The sequence below is a fragment of the Mycobacterium sp. ITM-2016-00316 genome, assembly GCF_002968335.2.
Taxonomy (GTDB): domain Bacteria; phylum Actinomycetota; class Actinomycetes; order Mycobacteriales; family Mycobacteriaceae; genus Mycobacterium.
Map to the genome: position 1 here is coordinate 1,439,728 of NZ_CP134398.1, position 16,416 is coordinate 1,456,143.

Consider the following 16,416-nt stretch of genomic DNA (forward strand, 5'->3'; position numbering starts at 1 on the left):
GCCGACCCCTTCCCAGGCAATGAACTAACTAGTACATTAATTGGGCATGAAGACCTCGATCGCCACCGTGTCACTGTCGGGCTCGCTGGTCGAGAAGCTGCACGCCTGCGCTGCGGCCGGATTCGACGGCGTCGAGATCTTCGAACCCGACCTGATCGCCAACGACCATTCCCCGGAGGAGATCCGGCACCTGGTCCACCGGCTCGGGCTGAGCCTGGATCTCTACCAACCCCTGCGCGACCTCGAAGGCGTCGACGAGGACACCTTCACCGAGAACCTGCGCCGCGCCGATGCCACCTTCGCCACCGCCGAACGCCTCGGCATCGACACCGTGCTGGTGTGCAGCAATGTCGCCACGGCAACCGTCGACTCCGATGAGGTCTCCGCCGACCAGTTGCGCCGCATCGGTGACATCGCGCAGACCCGCGGCATCCGCATCGCGTTCGAGGCGCTGGCCTGGGGCCGCTTCGTCGACGACTATCGCCGCGCCTGGCGCATCGTGCAACTCGCCGATCACCCGAATGTCGGTGTCTGCCTTGACAGTTTCCACGTGCTCTCCCGCGGACACGATCCGTCGGCCATCGAGCAGATCCCCGGTGACAAGATCTTCTACCTGCAGCTGGCCGACGCCCCCGCACTGTCCATGGACGTGCTGTCCTGGAGCAGGCACCACCGGTTGTTCCCTGGCGAGGGCAGCTTCGATCTGGCCTCCTTCGTGCGGCACACCCTGGCCGCCGGATACGACGGGCCGTGGTCACTGGAGGTCTTCAACGACACCTTCCGCCAGACCGATCCGGGCCACACCGCCGTGCACGCGCTGCGCTCGTTGCGCTGGCTGGGCGATCAGGTGCTGCACACGCTCACCGACGCCAAGCCGCCGACCGGCTTCGATTTCGTGGAGATCAAGGCCGAGGACACCAGCGAGGTCGAGGTGGTGCTGGGCCAGCTGGGCTTCACACCGCGCGGCAAGCACCGCACCAAGCCGGTATCGCTGTGGTCCGCCGGTGCTGCCCGGGTGGTGCTCAACGAGCAGCAGGCCCGCGACCGGGTACCGCACGTCGCGGCGGTCGGTCTGCAGGTACCCGACGCCGAGGCCACCTCGCGGCGCGCCGCCGAACTGATGGCGCCGCTGGCCTACCGCCGGACCTACGCCGCCGAGCAGCCGTTGGGTGCCGCCGTGGCCCCCGACGGCACCGAGTTTTTCTGGTCAGTGCTGCCTCGGTGGGTCGACGAGTTCGAGGGCGGACTCGCCGATGACGGCCGGTCCATGGCGATCGATCACGTCAACCTGACCCAGCCCTGGCAGACCGCCGACGACGCGGTGCTGTTCCTGACCAGCGTGTTCGGCCTGTCCGCCGGGGCGCCCGCCGAGGTGCCCGGGCCCACCGGCCTGATCCGCAGCCAGGTCATGCACAACGCGGACCTGTCGGTGCGGCTGCCGCTCAATGTCGCCCCGCACATCCTCGACGGCGCAGGCCTGCCCCAGCACGTCGCCTTCGCCTGCGATGACGTCATCGCATTGGCCCGCGCCGCGGCGGACAACGGCCTGCCGTTCCTGCCGGTGCCCGACAACTATTACGACTACCTGTCCGGGCGGTTCGGGCTGGCGGAAGATCGGGTCGCCGAATTGAAAGCGCTGAACCTGCTCTACGACCGCAGCCCCCAGGGTGAGTTCATCCACTTCTACACCCGCACGGTCGGCACGGTGTTCTTCGAGTTCGTGCAGCGTATCGGCGGGTATGACGGCTACGGCACCGACAACGCACCGGTGCGCCTCGCCGCCCAGCGGTAGCGCCTCGGTACCGTGATCGCGTGAACCCACGTCCGAACCGGCAGCGCCTGCTCCTCGTCAACGGGCCGAACCTCAACCTGCTCGGCACCCGCCAGCCCGAGGTCTATGGCGCCACCACGCTGGCCCAGATCGAGTCCGACGTCACCGCACACGCCGCGGAATCCGGCTTCGAGGTGCGTGCCATCCAGAGCAACCACGAGGGCGCTCTCATCGACGCGATCCACGCCGCGCGCGGCGACTGCGCCGGCATCATCATCAACCCGGGCGCCTACAGCCACACCTCGGTGGCCATCGCCGATGCCCTGCGATCGGTCGATTTGCCGGTGGTGGAAGTGCATTTGAGCAATGTGCATGCCCGCGAGGAGTACCGTCGCCACTCCTTCGTCTCGGAGGTGGCCGACGTCGTGATCGCCGGTGCCGGGCCCGCCGGCTACGAGTATGCGGTGCGCCACTTCGCCGCAAAACTGTCGTGAACCTGCAACCGCCGATCGTCCGCTACGTCGGGTTCCTGGTGGCGGCCGAAGGCGTGGCCGGGCTGATCATGGCCGCGGTGCTGCTGGTCCGGGCCTTCGGCGGTGCCGACCAACAGATCGTCAACGGGTACGGCACCGCGGTCTGGTTCGTGCTCATCGGCGGCGGCGTGCTGGCCGGTGGCTGGGCGCTGATCACCGGCCGGCGCTGGGGCCGCGGGATCGCGGTGCCCACCAACCTGCTGCTGCTGCCGATCGCCTGGTACGTCATCACCAGCCACCACGTGGTCTATGGCATCCTGGTCGGTCTGCTGGCGCTGACGGCGCTGGGCATGTTGTTCAGCCCGTCGTCGGTGCAGTGGATGGCGGGCAGGGACTAGATCTCTTCCGGCGGGCTGGAGCGGGGCGACCCGGGAATCAGCCTTGGGCCAGCGCGGTGAGTTCGGGCCCCGACACCCGGTAGGTGGTCCATTCGGTCTGCGGCTTACCGCCGACGGCGTCATACAGTGCGATGGCATTGACATTCCAATTGAGAACCGCCCAGCTCAGCCGCGTGTAGCCACGGGTCTTGCACTCGGCGGCCAAGGTGGACAACAACTTCCGGGCCAGACCGCGGCGGCGGAAGTCCGGGCGCACATAGAGATCCTCCAGGTAGATCCCGGACACCCCGTCCCAGGTGGAGAAGTTCAGAAACCACACCGCGGTCGCGGCCACCCGGCCGTCGATCTCGACGATATGGGCGTGCGCGGTCGGCTGATCATTGAAAAGAGCGGTGTGCAGCGACTTTTCGTTCACCACGCACTCATCGGCGGCGTGTTCGAACTCGGCCAGCTCGCGGATCATCGCGACGATCTCGGCCTCGTCACCCGGTCGCGCGCGACGGATCACTTCAGTCATGTGCGATTTGCTCCGCTGCTCGCCGATGTCATGTGCTTGCCCCCAGCCCTGTCAGGATCGTCCGGAATTTCGTGGTGGTCTCGTCGACCTCGTCATCGGGATCGGACTCGGCGACGATGCCACCGCCCGCGTGCGCGAGCGCGCTGCGGCGGTCGGCATCCAGCACCGCGCATCGGATCGACACCACCCAGCGGCCGTCGCCGCGCGCATCGCACCAGCCGACGGCGCCGGCGTAGAAGCCGCGGTCGCCCTCCAGCTCCGTGATCAGTGCGGCGGCCAGCTCGGTGGGCACCCCGCCCACCGCCGGTGTCGGGTGCAGCGCGAGCGCCAGATCCAGCGCGGTGGTCTCCGCCGACCGCAACCGGCCGCGGATCGGGGTGCTCAGATGCCACAGTGCGTCGGTGCCGTGCAGTTGCGGCTCGTCGGCGATCTCCAGGTCGGCACACAGCGGTTCCAGTGCCGAGCGCATCACGTCGACGACGAGCGCATGCTCGTGCCGGTTCTTACCGGACGCCGCCAGCGCCGCGGCATTGCGCGCGTCGACGTCGGGGTCGGCCGAGCGCGGTGCCGAACCTGCGAACGGTTGGCAGACCACCGTGTCACCGTCGCGGGCAACCAGCAGTTCCGGGCTGGCGCCGACGAGGAGCCGCCCCTGATACTCGGCGCCGGCCGGTGACAGATCGGCAAGGTAGACCGTCGCCGCGGGATCGGCGGCGGCCAACCTGCGCAGCACCGAGCGGGCATCCCACGGGGTGTCGGCGACCAGCCGCATCGCGCGCGCCAGCACCACCTTCTGCAGCGGTGACTCCGCGGCGCGCAGCCGGCGCACCGCCTCGGCCACTCGTTCCCGGTGCACGGGGCCCGGCGGCAACGTGTCGCGGGTGTGGATCACCGGTGGGGCGGTGTCGGGCCATTCCGGCAATGCGTCAGTCCGGCGGACGGTGCCGGGCACCTGCAGGGCCGCGGGACCGTCGAGGTCAAAAGGCAAGGCGCCCAACACCACCGGCGCGGCACCGGTGTGTAGCGCGTGCTGGGCGGCGGCCACCTCCGAGAAGCCGGTGTCGCTGCCGTCGGCCACCACGGTGCCCGACGGTCCGGAAAGGACGAAGGTCGGGGTCACGCCGGGGGCAGGCAGGGATTGGTGTGCCCGGTCAGCCCGAGCGCGCTGATCTGGCGGATGCCCTTCTCGAACCCACACACCGCGATCGAGGCGGCGGCCATCGAGAACCGCACTCCCTCGGAAATGGGCAGTTCAACCCACCGGCTCAGCACCGAGCGGGAGAAATGGCCGTGGCCGACGAACACCACGTCCCGGGATTCCATGTGTTCCAAGGCCAGGGCGATGGCGGCGTCGGCGCGGTCGGACACCTGGATGGCCGTCTCGCCGCCGGGGGATCCGTGTGTCCACACCGTCCAGCCCGGAACCGTCTCGCGGATCTCGGGGGTGGTCAGGCCCTCGTAGTCGCCGTAATCCCATTCGGCCAGCAGCGGTGAGACCTCGTCGACCGTCAGCCCCGCGAGTGCGGCGGTCAACTGGGCGCGCTGTCGCGGGCTGCTGACCACCAGAGGGTGGCGCAGTTGGAGGTCGCCGATGACCTCGGCGGCCAGCGCGGCCTGTTCGCGGCCGATGTCGAGGAGTTCGATATCGGTGCGTCCGGTGTGTTTACCGCTGCGTGACCACTCGGTTTCGCCATGGCGCAGCAAGATCAACCGGTGCTGGTGGACGCTCACCCTGGCGATTCTGCCGCACGGGGCAGCCGCCGCCGCATCCGCGTGCCAGGATGAACGTGTGACGCGAGTATTAGCGGTCGCCAATCAAAAGGGTGGGGTCGCCAAGACGACGACGGTGGCGTCGATCGGTGCGGCGATGGCGGAGAAGGGTCGGCGGGTACTGCTCGTCGATCTCGATCCGCAGGGTTCCCTGACGTTTTCGCTTGGCCACGACCCGGACACCCTTGCAGTGTCGATCCACGAAGTGCTGCTCGGCGATGTCGAACCGGGCGCGGCGCTCGTCGAGACGCCCGAGGGCATGACGCTGTTGCCGGCCAATATCGACCTGGCCGGCGCCGAGGCGATGCTGCTGATGCGGGCGGGGCGCGAGTACGCGCTCAAGCGCGCGTTGTCGAAGCTTGGCGTCGGAGCCGCGGGAGCGGCGACATCGGACGGAGCTTTCGATGTGGTGGTGATCGATTGCCCGCCGTCGCTGGGTGTGCTGACGCTCAACGGGCTGACGGCCGCCGACGAGGTCATCGTGCCGCTGCAGTGCGAGACGCTGGCACACCGCGGTGTCGGGCAGTTCCTGCGGACCGTGAACGACGTCCAACAGATCACCAACCCTGATCTCAAGATGCTCGGTGCACTGCCCACGCTCTACGACGCCCGCACCACGCACAGCCGCGACGTGCTGTTCGACGTGGCCGATCGTTACAACCTGCCGGTGCTCGCGCCGCCGATTCCGCGCACCGTGCGGTTCGCCGAGGCCAGCGCCTCGGGGTCATCGGTGCTGGCGGGCCGGAAGAACAAGGGCGCGGTCGCATATCGGGAACTGGCCGAGGCGCTGCTGAAGCACTGGAAAACAGGCAAGGCGCTGGGCACCTTCACCCCGGAGGTCTAGGGGTTCAGGGTGGTCCCAGCGCGACGACGGTGTCGCCGCGCTGCTCGACCAGCGTGGAGCCGGCCGCGGCCGGCACGACGGCGCTGTCCGTCGGTTCGCGGTCCAGGTCGATATGCCTCAAGCCGGTCCCGGTTTCGGCGTTGAACACGTCGTAGCCGTCGGTGACCGGGACCAGCAGTTCGCCGGCCATCATGGTGCCCGGGCCGACCGGCGCGCCGCCGGGCGCGGGCGCGACGGTGTATTTGTAGCGCAGGCCGGCGGCCTCGAAGACCAGCACGGAATCGCCGGTCCACCAGGTGATCAGGTCACCGGTCCGGGACATCGTGGCCGCCGCCGACGGTGCCTTGTCCAGCAGTGTGCTGGCGGTGACCGTGCCGGTGTCGTCGACGATGTTGACCACCGGCTTCGGTGTCGGCAGGTACACCGCGGTGGTGGTATCGGAGACCGCGATCACCCGGGCGTCGGCATCGGATGAAACACCGGGCTGCTGTTCGTATTTGACCTCGGGGGTGTCTTCCTCGTCGGACGGCCGCAGCAGGGTCAGGCGCATCTCGGTCTGTTCCGGGCAGGATTCGAGCACCGACACCGCGGCCGAACTGGCCGCCGCCGACACCAGCCGGCACAGCGGTGACTGCGGCACATCGGGTTTGACGCGCGCATCGAGCGTTCCCCAGCCGAGCATGCGGACCATATCCGAGCGCCACAGTTCCAGGCGGCTGTCGCCGGCCGAGAGCACCGTGCTGCCGTCCGAGGACAGGTGCACCTCGGGATCGGCGTAGGCGGTGCGGGCCGGGCCGCGCTTGCCGGTCCCGGCATCGATGGTGCTGGCCTGCCCGCAGCCCCGCGCGTCCGGGTACACCGCGACGGCGTACTGATACACCGATGTCACGCCGCACAACTCGAGATCGCGGGTGTAGCTCCACAATTCCGTGCCGGTGAGCGGATCACGGCCGATGACGCCGTTGCCGTCGCCGGTCACCAGCGCACCGGCCACCACCAGCGGCATCGTGGTCTTCGCGCTCGGGGCCGTCCACAACTGCTTGAGTGTGTCCGGCACCTGGGTGGCCGGGGACAGGCTCGGCACCGGTTCGGTGGCCGGCTTGCTGATGGTGGCCCGGGCATCGCTGGTCCACCAGATCAGCGCCGCGGTGACGGCGACGACCACGACGATCACCGCGGCCGCGATCAGATCGCCGCGGGTGCGGCGTTCCGGAGCAACCATCGAGGGCGTTAGCCGTTGGCGGGAGAGCTGGTCTTACGCGGACGACGCCGGCGGCGTCGCTTGGCCGGCGCGTCGGCGCCCTCGGAGTCCTGGCCCGCGTCGGCAGCGGGGCCCTCGGTGCTGTCCTGCGGCGCGGACTCGCCCTCGGGATGGCCGGTCGCGGGCTGACCGGCGCGGGTGCGCTGGCGATTGCGGTTGCGGGCCGGACGTTCGGTGCGCTCGACGCGTTCGGTGCGTTCACCTTCGGTGCGGGTCTTGGTCTTGCGTGGCGGTGCGGTCAGCGAACCGGTCACACCGGCCGGGATCTTCAGCTCGTCGTACAGATGCGGTGAGCTGGAATAGGTTTCGACCGGGTCGGGGTTGTCGAGGCCCAGCGCCTTGTCGATCATCGTCCAGCGCGGCAGCTCATCCCAGTCGACGAGGGTGACCGCGATGCCGGTCTTGCCCGCGCGCCCGGTCCGGCCGATGCGGTGCACGTAGGCCTGCTCGTCCTCGGGAATCTGGTAGTTGATGACATGGGTGATGTCGTCGATGTCGATACCGCGGGCGGCGACATCGGTGGCGACCAGCACGTCGACCTCACCGGTGCGGAAGGCCTTGAGCGCCTTCTCACGCGCGATCTGGCCGAGGTCGCCGTGCACGGCGCCGACCTTGAACCCACGCTCGGCCAGCTCATCGGCGACCTTCTGCGCGGTGCGCTTGGTGCGGGTGAAGATCATCGTCGCGCCGCGGCCCTCGGCCTGCAGGATGCGCCCGACCATCTCCACCTTGTCCAGCGCGTGGGCACGGTAGGCGAACTGCTCGGTGGTGTCGTGGGTCTGCGAGGACTGCGGGGCCTCGGCCCGGATATGGGTGGGCTGGTTCATGAAGGTGCGTGCCAGCGTGATGATGGGGCCCGGCATGGTCGCCGAGAACAGCATCGCCTGCCGGTCATCGGGGGTGAGCCGGAGAATCCGCTCGATATCGGGCAGGAAGCCCAGGTCGAGCATTTCGTCGGCCTCGTCGAGCACCAGCACCGACAGGCTGCCCAACTGCAGGTGTCCCTGCTGGGCCAGGTCCAGCAGCCGGCCCGGGGTACCGACGACGACGTCGACGCCCTTGCGCAGCGCCTCGATCTGAGGCTCGTAGGGGCGCCCGCCGTAGATGGAGGTCACGACGAACTTGCGGTCGGTGTGCCCCTCCACATCGTCGGCGCGCAGGTATTTGGCGGCGAGTTCCAGGTCGCTGTAGACCTGCAGGCACAGCTCGCGGGTCGGCACCACGATGAGTGCGCGCGGCGTGCCGTTGAGCGGGCGTCCGCCGTCGCTGGTGATCCGGTGTAGCAGCGGCACGCCGAAGGCGAGGGTCTTGCCCATGCCGGTGCGGGCCTGCCCGATCAGGTCGTCGCCGGCCAGCGCGAGCGGCAGGGTCAGCTCCTGGATGGCGAAGGCGTGTTCCTTGCCGGTCTCGGCCAGGGCACGGACGATTTCGTCACGCACTCCCAGTTCGGCGAACGAGATGGCCGGCTTGGTCTCGGGGACGGTGACATCCACGTCGGGTGTTTCGGGTGCAGTCAGGTCAGATGAAGTCATATGTGTGGTCGGCGTAGCTTTCGCTGCCGTCAGCCTTTCGCTTGTCTTTCCTCGTCGCGTCCACGCGCGCACGACGATGACGAGTAAAAGGCGGGTATTCCCAGCTAGACGGGGGATACCGCTCCGTCGGGCCCTGCCGATCGAGGGCGGGCCGAACCACGTGCACGCACATTTCTTCGGTGGCGACCGGTCGAAACAAGTCGTTTGCATAGCTCAGAAGGTCGCAACCTGACTCCCATGATAGCTGGTCAACCCGCCACCCGGTTGCCACCTGGCCCGAAGACTAGAGTTGGACCATGATTTCTTCGACGCCGCAGACGTCGTCCACGCAGCCTGTCGTCTCCGTCGGCGAGACTCGGGCGCCGGGCGTGTCGGTCGATCAGCCGGGAGTCACCGAGTTGTTCGCGCTCCTGGCCTACGGTGAGGTGGCCGCCTTCTACCGGCTGACCGAAGAGGCCCGGATGGCGCCCAATCTGGCCGGCCGCATCAACATGGCCAGCATGGCGGCCGCCGAGATGCGGCATTACGAGGTGCTGCACGAGGCCTTGGCGGCCCGCGGGGTCGACACCGTGCCCGCGATGACGAAATACGCTCCCGCGCTGGAGAACTATCACCGCCTGACCACCCCGAGTACCTGGCTGGAAGCGCTGGTCAAGACCTACATCGGCGATGCGCTCGCGGCCGATTTCTATCTGCAGATCGCCGATGCGCTGCCGCCCGAGGCCTCCGATGTGGTGCGCTCGGTGCTGGCCGAGACCGGGCACTCGCAGTTCGTGGTGGCCGAGGTGCGGTCCGCGGTCACCGCCAGCGACCGGCAGCGGCACCGGCTGGCGCTGTGGTCCCGGCGGCTGCTCGGTGAGGCCATCACCCAGGCCCAGTTCGTGCTCGCCGATCACGACGAACTGGTCGATTTGGTCATCAGCAGCAGCGAGGGGCTGGCCCAGCTGTCGGAGTTCTTCGATCAGCTGCAGCGCACCCACACCAGCCGCATGCAGGAACTCGGTCTGGCCTGAGCGGCTACCGGGTGCAGGTCGTGATCATCGTGTTGTTGGCCTGAACCGCGACCGCGGCGCCGCTGCCGTCGACGATCGAGCAGTTGAGCTGGCCGCCGACGCTGGTCGCGGTCACCGAGGTCAGGGACACACCCGGATCCAGGGTGACGGTTTTCACCCACGGCAGCGCGACATTGACGTCGGTCTGCAGCGCGCCCTGCTGGTCGGTGTAGATCACGGTGATCAGATCGATCAGCTGCCGGTTGCCGGTCACGTGGTAGGTCACGGTGCGGGCTGCCAGGGCCGGGTCGGCCACGGGTGCCTCGGGGACCACGATCGGCGCCGGGGTGGTGGGGATCGGCGCGGGGGCGGGGGTTGCGGTGGCACTCGGCGTCACCGTGGTGACGGTTTCGGGCGGTAACGCGGGAATGGCGGGTGCCGGCGCGGCGACGCTGGGTGCAACGGTCGCCGAGGGCAGCGCGGTGGGTTCCGCGTCCGCCGACGTGCTGGCGCCCGCGGACACGGTGCCGCTGTCTCCGCCGCCGAGGATGACGCCGGTGCAGATCACCGCGACCATCAGGATGACGCCCGCGACACCGGCCACCCAGATCCAGCGGCGGTCCAGCGGTTCGTGGTAATCGGCCGGGAACTCGTAATCGGTGAGGTCGGTGTCGGCCTCGTCGTCATAGACGGCCTCGTCGTAGGCAGGGTCGTAGGTGTCGTAGTTGGCGTACGTCGCGCGGGGGACGCGTCCGTAGCCGGCGCCTCGCCGGGCAGCCCGCCGACGCTCGCGGTCGCTGAGGTATCCGGGCTGCTGATCGGCTTCCGGGTCGGTCGGTTCGGCCGACCGGTAGCCACTGCCCGAGTAGCTGTCACGGGTGGTCGAATAAGGGGCGTATTGCCTGCTCATAACCCATTTCCCAGATAGTTCCGGCACGTACTCAACCGATGTTAGTGGGGCAGATGTGACAGATGATGTTGACGCGGTCGCGGTCCGGTCACGGTCCGGCGTCGGTCTGATCAGGGGTGCTTCGCTCACGGCGCAACGACCACGGCGGCGGGATCGCAAGCGCGTCCACTAGCCTTTGTCGAAGCATCGCCAACCAACCGAAAGGCCCGCAGCGTGGACATCAAGATCGGGGTCACCGACAGCCCGCGAGAGCTGATCATCAGCACCGCGCAGACACCCGACGAGGTGGAACAGGCGATCGTCAAGTCACTGGGTGACACGTCGGCCGTGCTCGCGCTGACCGACGAGAAGGGGCGCCGCTACCTGGTGCCGTCGGCGAAGATCGCCTACGTCGAAATCGGTGCCGCCGACAGCCGAAAGGTCGGCTTCGGGGTCGGCGCAGAGGCCATCAAGACCAGCTAGTGCTCAGCTGGCCCGGTCCTCAGGACCGGGTCAGCGGCACGTGTGACAGGCCGCCCCAGGCGAACTGCACCGTGCCCTCGACCGCCGCGTCCTTGGAGATCGGGCGGTCGTTGTCCAGCCAGTAGCGCGCGCAGTCGACGCTGGTGGACACCAGTCCCACCGCGATCATCCGGGCACGATGTGCCTCCAGCCCGGAATCCCGGCTGATCAGGTCGAACACCGCGTCGGTGCACGATTCGGTGGCGACCTTCACCTGAGCGGCCACCTGCGGCTCGGTGACGTAGTCGTTCTCGAAGATCAGCCGGTAACCCTGGCTGTCGTGCTCGACGAACTCGAAGAACGCCTGTACCGCTGCACGCAGTCGCTGCCGGTTGTCGGTGGTGGTGCGCAGTGCCTGGCGCACGCCGGAAACCAGGTTGTCGACATGGCGTTGCAGAACCGCGAGGTACAGCTCCAGCTTCGACGAGAAGTGTTGGTACAGAACGGGCTTGCTGACACCGGCCCGGTCGGCGATTTCGTCCATACCGGCGGCGTGGTAGCCGCGGTCGACGAACACCTCGCTGGCCGCAATAAGCAGTTGGCCGCGGCGTTCGTCGCGGGGCAGACGGTTGCCGCGCCGGTTGCCGCCGGTGCCGGCCTTGGCGCCCCGCGCCCCGGCGGCATTGGCGAGATCGCTCATTACGTCCTCAATTTCACAAAGTGTGCTGCTCACGCTCGTGCGCTGGTGTGCGCCTCGTCGGTGGGTGTAGCTGCCGATCGACACGACATTACTACCGCACGCTGGGGGAGCGCCCGGTGTCGGTGCCCGTGTCGGTGGCGCGGCTGTGCCATCCTGGTTCGGTGACCTACGACCCGGGGCGTCGCGTCGGCGACCGTGCCCGGGGAGGGCAGGAGCGAAGCGACCCGGGAAATCGGTTCGGAGGGCAGGAGCGAAGCGACCCGGGAAATCGGTTCGGAGGGCAGGAGCGAAGCGACCCGGGAAATCGGTTCACCGGCGACTCCGGCCCCCGGTACAACGATCACGGGGTCAGGTACCGCGGGCAGGAGCGCAGTCAGCGCACCGCCCCGGACCGGGTGCCCGTGCAGCGCGACGATCAGCGTGAGCCACTGCGGGCCCAGCGCGACCCGCTGGCCGATGACCAGGGCAGGCCGCGGGCCAACCGCGACGAGCACCAGCAGTGGCGCAAGCAGACCTGGCTGGGCCGCTTCGTCTCGACCTACGGCTGGCGGGCCTACGCCCTGCCGATCTTGGCGGTCGTGACCTGTGTCGTGCTGTATCAGACGGTGACCGGTACCGGCACGACGCCGATCGCGGTCAACGCCGAAGGACCCGTCCAGGGGCCGCCCACCATCGACGCCCCGAGCACCGGCATCGTCGGCGCACCGCCCAAGGGGCTGACCGAGTTCGACGCCAACCTGCCGACCGGCATCCTGCCCGGCGGCGGGCCGTTCACCCAGGCCGGCGCCAAGACCTGGCACATCGTGCCGGGCACCTCACCCAAGATCGGACAGGGCACCGACCGGACATTCACCTATTCCGTCGAGGTCGAGGACGGTCTGGACACCGCATCCTTCGGTGGTGACGAGGGGTTCGCCCGGATGGTCAGCGAGACCTTGGCCAATCCGAAAAGCTGGACCCACAACGCCCAGTTCGCGTTCCTGCGTGTCGACAACGACAGCGAAGGCCCGCCGGACTTCCGGGTGTCGCTGACCTCGCCGCTGACCATCCGCGAGGGCTGCGGCTACGACATCCCGCTGGAAGCGTCCTGCTACAACCCGGCCTACCTGGGGGACCAGGCCCGGGTGTTCATCAACGAGGCGAGGTGGGTGCGCGGCGCCACCTCGTTCCAGGGCGATATCGGGTCCTACCGGCAGTACGTGGTCAACCACGAAGTCGGCCATGCGATCGGTTACCGCCAGCACGAGCCGTGCCCGGAGAACGGCGCACTGGCGCCGATCATGATGCAGCAGACCTTCTCGACGAGTAACAACGACGGCGCCCGGTTCGACCCGGAGTCGGTGAAGGCCGACAACCTGACCTGCCGCTTCAATCCGTGGCCCTACCCGATCGCCTGAGTGCCCGATCGCCCCCGGCCGTCCATGGCGGCGCCCACCGGGAACGTAATGCCCTGAATTGCTGTTGAGTACGTGTGCCTGGTCTGATTGGCCCAGGAATTCGTCGTCGATTCGAGGAGCGCACGGTGACGTCGTTGCCACCGCTGGTGCAGCCAGCCGCTGAACTGACCCGCGAAGAGGTCGCCCGCTACAGCCGGCACCTGATCATCCCAGACATGGGTGTAGAGGGCCAGAAGCGGCTGAAGAACGCCAAGGTGCTGGTCATCGGTGCCGGCGGGCTCGGCTCGCCCACCCTGCTGTACCTGGCCGCCGCCGGCGTCGGGACCATCGGCATCGTCGAATTCGACGTCGTCGACGAGTCCAACCTGCAGCGCCAGATCATCCACGGCCAGTCCGATATCGGCCGGTCCAAGGCGCAGAGCGCCCGCGATTCCGTGCTCGAGGTCAACCCACTGGTCAACGTGGTGCTGCACGAACTGCGCCTGGAGCCCGAGAACGCCGTCGAGCTGTTCGAGCAATACGACCTGATTTTGGACGGCACCGACAACTTCGCGACCCGTTACCTGGTCAACGACGCCGCGGTGCTCGCGGGCAAGCCCTACGTGTGGGGCTCCATCTACCGCTTCGAGGGCCAGGTGTCGGTGTTCTGGGAGGACGCCCCCGACGGACTGGGCCTGAACTACCGCGACCTCTACCCGGAGCCACCGCCGCCGGGAATGGTGCCGTCCTGCGCCGAGGGCGGTGTGCTCGGCATCCTGTGCGCCTCGATCGCGTCGGTGATGGGCACCGAGGCCATCAAGCTGCTCACCGGTATCGGCGACCCGCTGTTGGGCCGGCTGATGGTGTACGACGCGCTGGACATGACCTACCGGACCATCAAGATCCGTAAGGATCCGGCGACCCCGAAAATCACCGAGCTCATCGATTACGAAGCCTTCTGCGGTGTGGTTTCGGACGACGCGGCACAGGCTTCGGCGGGAGCGACCGTGACCCCGAAGGAGCTGCGTGAACTGCTCGATTCCGGGAAGCCGGTGGCGCTGATCGACGTCCGCGAACCCGTCGAGTGGGAGATCAACCACATCGAAGGCGCCAAGTTGATCCCCAAATCGGTGATCGAGGCCGGCGAAGGCCTGGCGACCGTGCCGCAGGACAAGACCGCGGTGCTCTACTGCAAGACCGGGGTGCGTTCGGCCGAGATGCTGGCCGTGCTGAAGAAGGCCGGATTCTCCGATGCGCTGCACCTGCAGGGCGGCATCGTGGCGTGGGCCAAACAACTCGAGCCCGACATGGTGATGTACTGACCCCTTGTCGACCGGAGCACCGCTTAGGCTGACGTGCGTGTCTGACGATCTGCCACCCGACCATGTGATGGCGGCGTTTGGTCTGGCCGGCCTGTCGCCGGTTCCGCTGGGTTCCAGCTGGGAGGGCGGCTGGCGCTGCGGCGAGGTCGTGCTGTCGATGGTCGCCGACCACGCGCGCGCCGCCTGGTCGGCCAAGGTCCGCGAGACGCTGTTCGCCGACGGTATCCGGCTGGCCCGCCCAGTGCGCTCCACCGACGGCCGCTATGTGGTCGCCGGGTGGCGCGCCGACACCTTCGTGGCGGGCACACCCGAACCGCGCCACGACGAAGTGGTCTCCGCCGCGGTGCGGTTGCACGAGGCCACCGCGAAACTGGAGCGCCCGCGCTTCCTGACCCAGCCGCCGGTGGCGCCGTGGTCGGATGTCGACGTGTTCATCGCCGCCGATCGCGCGGCCTGGGAGGACCGCCCGCTGCACGGGCTGCCCCAGGGCGCCCGGGTGGCGCCGGGCTCGGCCGACGGCCAGAAGTCCGTCGAGCTGATCAACCAGCTCGCCGCGTTACGCACACCGACCCGCAGCCCCAGCCAGCTGGTACACGGAGATCTCTACGGCACAGTGCTTTTCGCCGGTACCGCGGCGCCCGGCATCACCGATATTACCCCGTACTGGCGGCCCGCATCCTGGGCGGCCGGCGTGGTGGTGGTCGATGCACTGGCCTGGGGTGAGGCCGACGACGGTCTGGTCGAGCGGTGGAATCCGCTCCCGGAATGGCCGCAGATGCTGTTGCGGGCCTTGATGTTCCGGCTCGCCGTGCACGCCCTGCATCCGCGGTCGACGGCGTCGGCGTTCCCAGGCCTGGCCCGCACCGCGGCGCTGGTCCGGCTAGCCCTCTAACTGCGATTTGCGGCGTTTTCGTCGGAATCACTCCGACGAAAACGCCGCAAATCGGTACTCGCGCAGCGGTACCCGGCCGTCGACGGCCAGCACCCCCTCGGCGCGTAATCGCTCCAACTGCCGGGTCGCCAGGTGCGGCGCCGGCCATCCGGAGGCCCGAATCACCCGGTGCCACGGCAGATCCGAGGAATCGGTACGCATGATCCACGCCACGATGCGCGGGCTGGACAACCCGGCCTCCTCGGCGATATCGCCATACGTGCTCACCCGCCCGGCCGGGATCCGGGCCACCAGCGCCCGCACCACCTCGACCTGATCCTCGGTGATCGGCGCCACGGTCAGGCCAGGTGCCCGCGGATGATCGATGCGGTCTCGGCGGGCAGGGCCTGGGCGACCATATGGTCGCAGTCCACCTCGGCCAGCGTGAAGCTCGCGCCGAGCGCCTCGCGCAGGGTGCTGATCAGCGTGTCGGTCACATACGGTGGAGACGTCCGGGTCGCCAGCATCAGCGTGGTCGGTGTTCCGCTGCGCGGCAACGGGATCGGGCGGGTCAGCTCACTCCAGTAGGACATCGCCGCCGGGACACTGATCCTCCATCCCAGACGCCCGTTGGGCAGCTCGATCAGGTGCTCGTCCAATTCGCGGGTCAACTCGTCGGGGAACGTGGCGGCCACCTCGGCCCACGACCCGGAGAGCTTGTCGGCGGTGGCCTCCTCGCGGTCGGGGTAGTCCGGGGAGGACAGCATCGCGTCGGCGATCTCGGTCATCCAGGCGCCGTCCAGGGCCACTGCCGGATCCAGCAACACCAGCCCGGACACCAGCTCGGGCCGGGCCGCCGCGAGGCTCAGTGCCACCGCGCCGCCGAACGAATGCCCGACCACCAGCACCGGCCCGCCGCCCTCGGCGTCCAGCAGCGCCGCCAGCGCTGCCACATTGGCCTCGACCGTCCACGGTGCCGCCCAGGTGGACCGGCCGTGCCCGATCAGATCCGGTGCCAGCACCGAGAACTCGGGCAGATGCTCGCCTGCCAGAGTTTCCCAGCGCCGGCCGTGCCCGGTGAGCCCGTGCACGGCCAGGATCTGGGCAGGCCGGGACGGGCCGTAGCGGTAGGTGTGCAGGGGATCGGTCACGCCTCGATCGTAGGTGCCGACCCCACATCCCGCGCTCGCCGGCCCGTCCACGCTGGTCAGCGCGACTTGTCGGAGGTGCCTGGTGAA

Annotated in this window: 18 protein-coding genes; 9 read left to right on the top strand and 9 right to left on the bottom strand. The window is 68.6% G+C overall.

Annotated elements, in window-relative coordinates:
- The first annotated feature begins 46 nt into the window (after positions 1 to 46).
- Genes C6A86_RS06950 through C6A86_RS06960 form a run of 3 tightly spaced genes read left to right on the top strand, consistent with a single transcriptional unit; the run spans position 47 to position 2,642 of the window.
- The gene (locus C6A86_RS06950) at positions 47 to 1,792 is read left to right on the top strand and encodes a bifunctional sugar phosphate isomerase/epimerase/4-hydroxyphenylpyruvate dioxygenase family protein (RefSeq protein WP_105362034.1); all 1,746 of its coding nucleotides are present in this window, start codon (positions 47 to 49) and stop codon (positions 1,790 to 1,792) included.
- A gap of 20 nt (positions 1,793 to 1,812) precedes the next feature.
- Positions 1,813 to 2,265, top strand: coding sequence for a type II 3-dehydroquinate dehydratase (gene aroQ, locus C6A86_RS06955; RefSeq protein WP_105362035.1), 453 nt, complete (start codon positions 1,813 to 1,815; stop codon positions 2,263 to 2,265).
- The gene (locus tag C6A86_RS06960; RefSeq protein WP_105362036.1) at positions 2,262 to 2,642 is read left to right on the top strand and encodes a hypothetical protein; all 381 of its coding nucleotides are present in this window, start codon (positions 2,262 to 2,264) and stop codon (positions 2,640 to 2,642) included. The genes aroQ and C6A86_RS06960 overlap by 4 nt, the downstream gene beginning before the upstream one ends.
- Positions 2,643 to 2,679: 37 nt before the next feature.
- Here C6A86_RS06960 and C6A86_RS06965 read toward each other — a convergent pair whose 3' ends face one another.
- From C6A86_RS06965 to C6A86_RS06975, 3 genes are read right to left on the bottom strand one after another with little or no spacing between them, the layout of a single operon-like run.
- Positions 2,680 to 3,159: a GNAT family N-acetyltransferase gene (locus C6A86_RS06965; RefSeq protein ID WP_105362037.1), complete on the bottom strand. Its 480-nt coding sequence runs from the start codon at positions 3,157 to 3,159 to the stop codon at positions 2,680 to 2,682.
- Positions 3,160 to 3,187: 28 nt separating this feature from the next.
- The gene (locus tag C6A86_RS06970) at positions 3,188 to 4,279 is read right to left on the bottom strand and encodes an isochorismate synthase MenF (RefSeq protein WP_233212890.1); all 1,092 of its coding nucleotides are present in this window, start codon (positions 4,277 to 4,279) and stop codon (positions 3,188 to 3,190) included.
- Positions 4,276 to 4,890 (bottom strand): acid phosphatase, encoded by a 615-nt coding sequence (locus C6A86_RS06975; RefSeq protein ID WP_105362038.1) that lies wholly within the window; start codon positions 4,888 to 4,890, stop codon positions 4,276 to 4,278. Before C6A86_RS06975 ends, C6A86_RS06970 begins: the two co-directional genes overlap by 4 nt.
- Before the next feature lie 58 nt (positions 4,891 to 4,948).
- On the opposite strand from C6A86_RS06975, the gene C6A86_RS06980 reads away from it, so the two are divergent.
- Complete coding sequence (locus C6A86_RS06980) at positions 4,949 to 5,773, top strand: ParA family protein (protein WP_105362039.1); 825 nt, start codon at positions 4,949 to 4,951, stop codon at positions 5,771 to 5,773.
- Positions 5,774 to 5,777: 4 nt separating this feature from the next.
- Here the strand turns inward: C6A86_RS06980 and C6A86_RS06985 are convergent, their stop codons facing one another.
- Both C6A86_RS06985 and C6A86_RS06990 read right to left on the bottom strand, forming a co-directional pair.
- On the bottom strand, positions 5,778 to 6,995 hold the full coding sequence (locus C6A86_RS06985; protein WP_105362040.1) for a hypothetical protein: 1,218 nt from the start codon (positions 6,993 to 6,995) through the stop codon (positions 5,778 to 5,780).
- An 8-nt stretch (positions 6,996 to 7,003) separates the two neighbouring features.
- A complete protein-coding gene (locus C6A86_RS06990) occupies positions 7,004 to 8,566 on the bottom strand; it encodes a DEAD/DEAH box helicase (protein WP_105362041.1) in 1,563 nt (520 codons plus the stop codon).
- A gap of 296 nt (positions 8,567 to 8,862) precedes the next feature.
- Between C6A86_RS06990 and C6A86_RS06995 the strand changes: the two genes are divergently transcribed.
- Positions 8,863 to 9,579: a ferritin-like fold-containing protein gene (locus tag C6A86_RS06995; protein ID WP_105362042.1), complete on the top strand. Its 717-nt coding sequence runs from the start codon at positions 8,863 to 8,865 to the stop codon at positions 9,577 to 9,579.
- Positions 9,580 to 9,583: 4 nt separating this feature from the next.
- Here the strand turns inward: C6A86_RS06995 and C6A86_RS07000 are convergent, their stop codons facing one another.
- Positions 9,584 to 10,468 (bottom strand): hypothetical protein, encoded by an 885-nt coding sequence (locus tag C6A86_RS07000; RefSeq protein WP_311101063.1) that lies wholly within the window; start codon positions 10,466 to 10,468, stop codon positions 9,584 to 9,586.
- A 213-nt stretch (positions 10,469 to 10,681) separates the two neighbouring features.
- Between C6A86_RS07000 and C6A86_RS07005 the strand changes: the two genes are divergently transcribed.
- Positions 10,682 to 10,930, top strand: a complete 249-nt coding sequence (locus tag C6A86_RS07005; RefSeq protein WP_105365737.1) for a DUF3107 domain-containing protein — start codon at positions 10,682 to 10,684, stop codon at positions 10,928 to 10,930.
- A 19-nt stretch (positions 10,931 to 10,949) separates the two neighbouring features.
- On the opposite strand, the gene C6A86_RS07010 is transcribed toward C6A86_RS07005, so the two are convergent.
- Positions 10,950 to 11,609, bottom strand: coding sequence for a TetR/AcrR family transcriptional regulator (locus C6A86_RS07010; RefSeq protein WP_057166733.1), 660 nt, complete (start codon positions 11,607 to 11,609; stop codon positions 10,950 to 10,952).
- Positions 11,610 to 11,725: 116 nt separating this feature from the next.
- On the opposite strand from C6A86_RS07010, the gene C6A86_RS07015 reads away from it, so the two are divergent.
- The 3 genes from C6A86_RS07015 to C6A86_RS07025 all read left to right on the top strand — a co-directional run bounded on the left by C6A86_RS07015 (position 11,726) and on the right by C6A86_RS07025 (position 15,199).
- Entirely contained in the window at positions 11,726 to 13,006 is a 1,281-nt protein-coding gene (locus C6A86_RS07015) for a DUF3152 domain-containing protein (protein ID WP_396834872.1), read from the top strand.
- Positions 13,007 to 13,131: 125 nt separating this feature from the next.
- Positions 13,132 to 14,307, top strand: coding sequence for an adenylyltransferase/sulfurtransferase MoeZ (moeZ, locus tag C6A86_RS07020; protein ID WP_105365738.1), 1,176 nt, complete (start codon positions 13,132 to 13,134; stop codon positions 14,305 to 14,307).
- A gap of 37 nt (positions 14,308 to 14,344) precedes the next feature.
- Positions 14,345 to 15,199, top strand: coding sequence for a TIGR02569 family protein (locus tag C6A86_RS07025; RefSeq protein WP_105365739.1), 855 nt, complete (start codon positions 14,345 to 14,347; stop codon positions 15,197 to 15,199).
- 27 nt (positions 15,200 to 15,226) lie between these two features.
- Here the strand turns inward: C6A86_RS07025 and C6A86_RS07030 are convergent, their stop codons facing one another.
- Positions 15,227 to 15,535, bottom strand: a complete 309-nt coding sequence (locus C6A86_RS07030) for an MGMT family protein (protein WP_105365740.1) — start codon at positions 15,533 to 15,535, stop codon at positions 15,227 to 15,229.
- 2 nt (positions 15,536 to 15,537) lie between these two features.
- Entirely contained in the window at positions 15,538 to 16,329 is a 792-nt protein-coding gene (locus C6A86_RS07035) for an alpha/beta hydrolase (RefSeq protein WP_105365741.1), read from the bottom strand.
- Between the last annotated feature and the right edge of the window lie 87 nt (positions 16,330 to 16,416).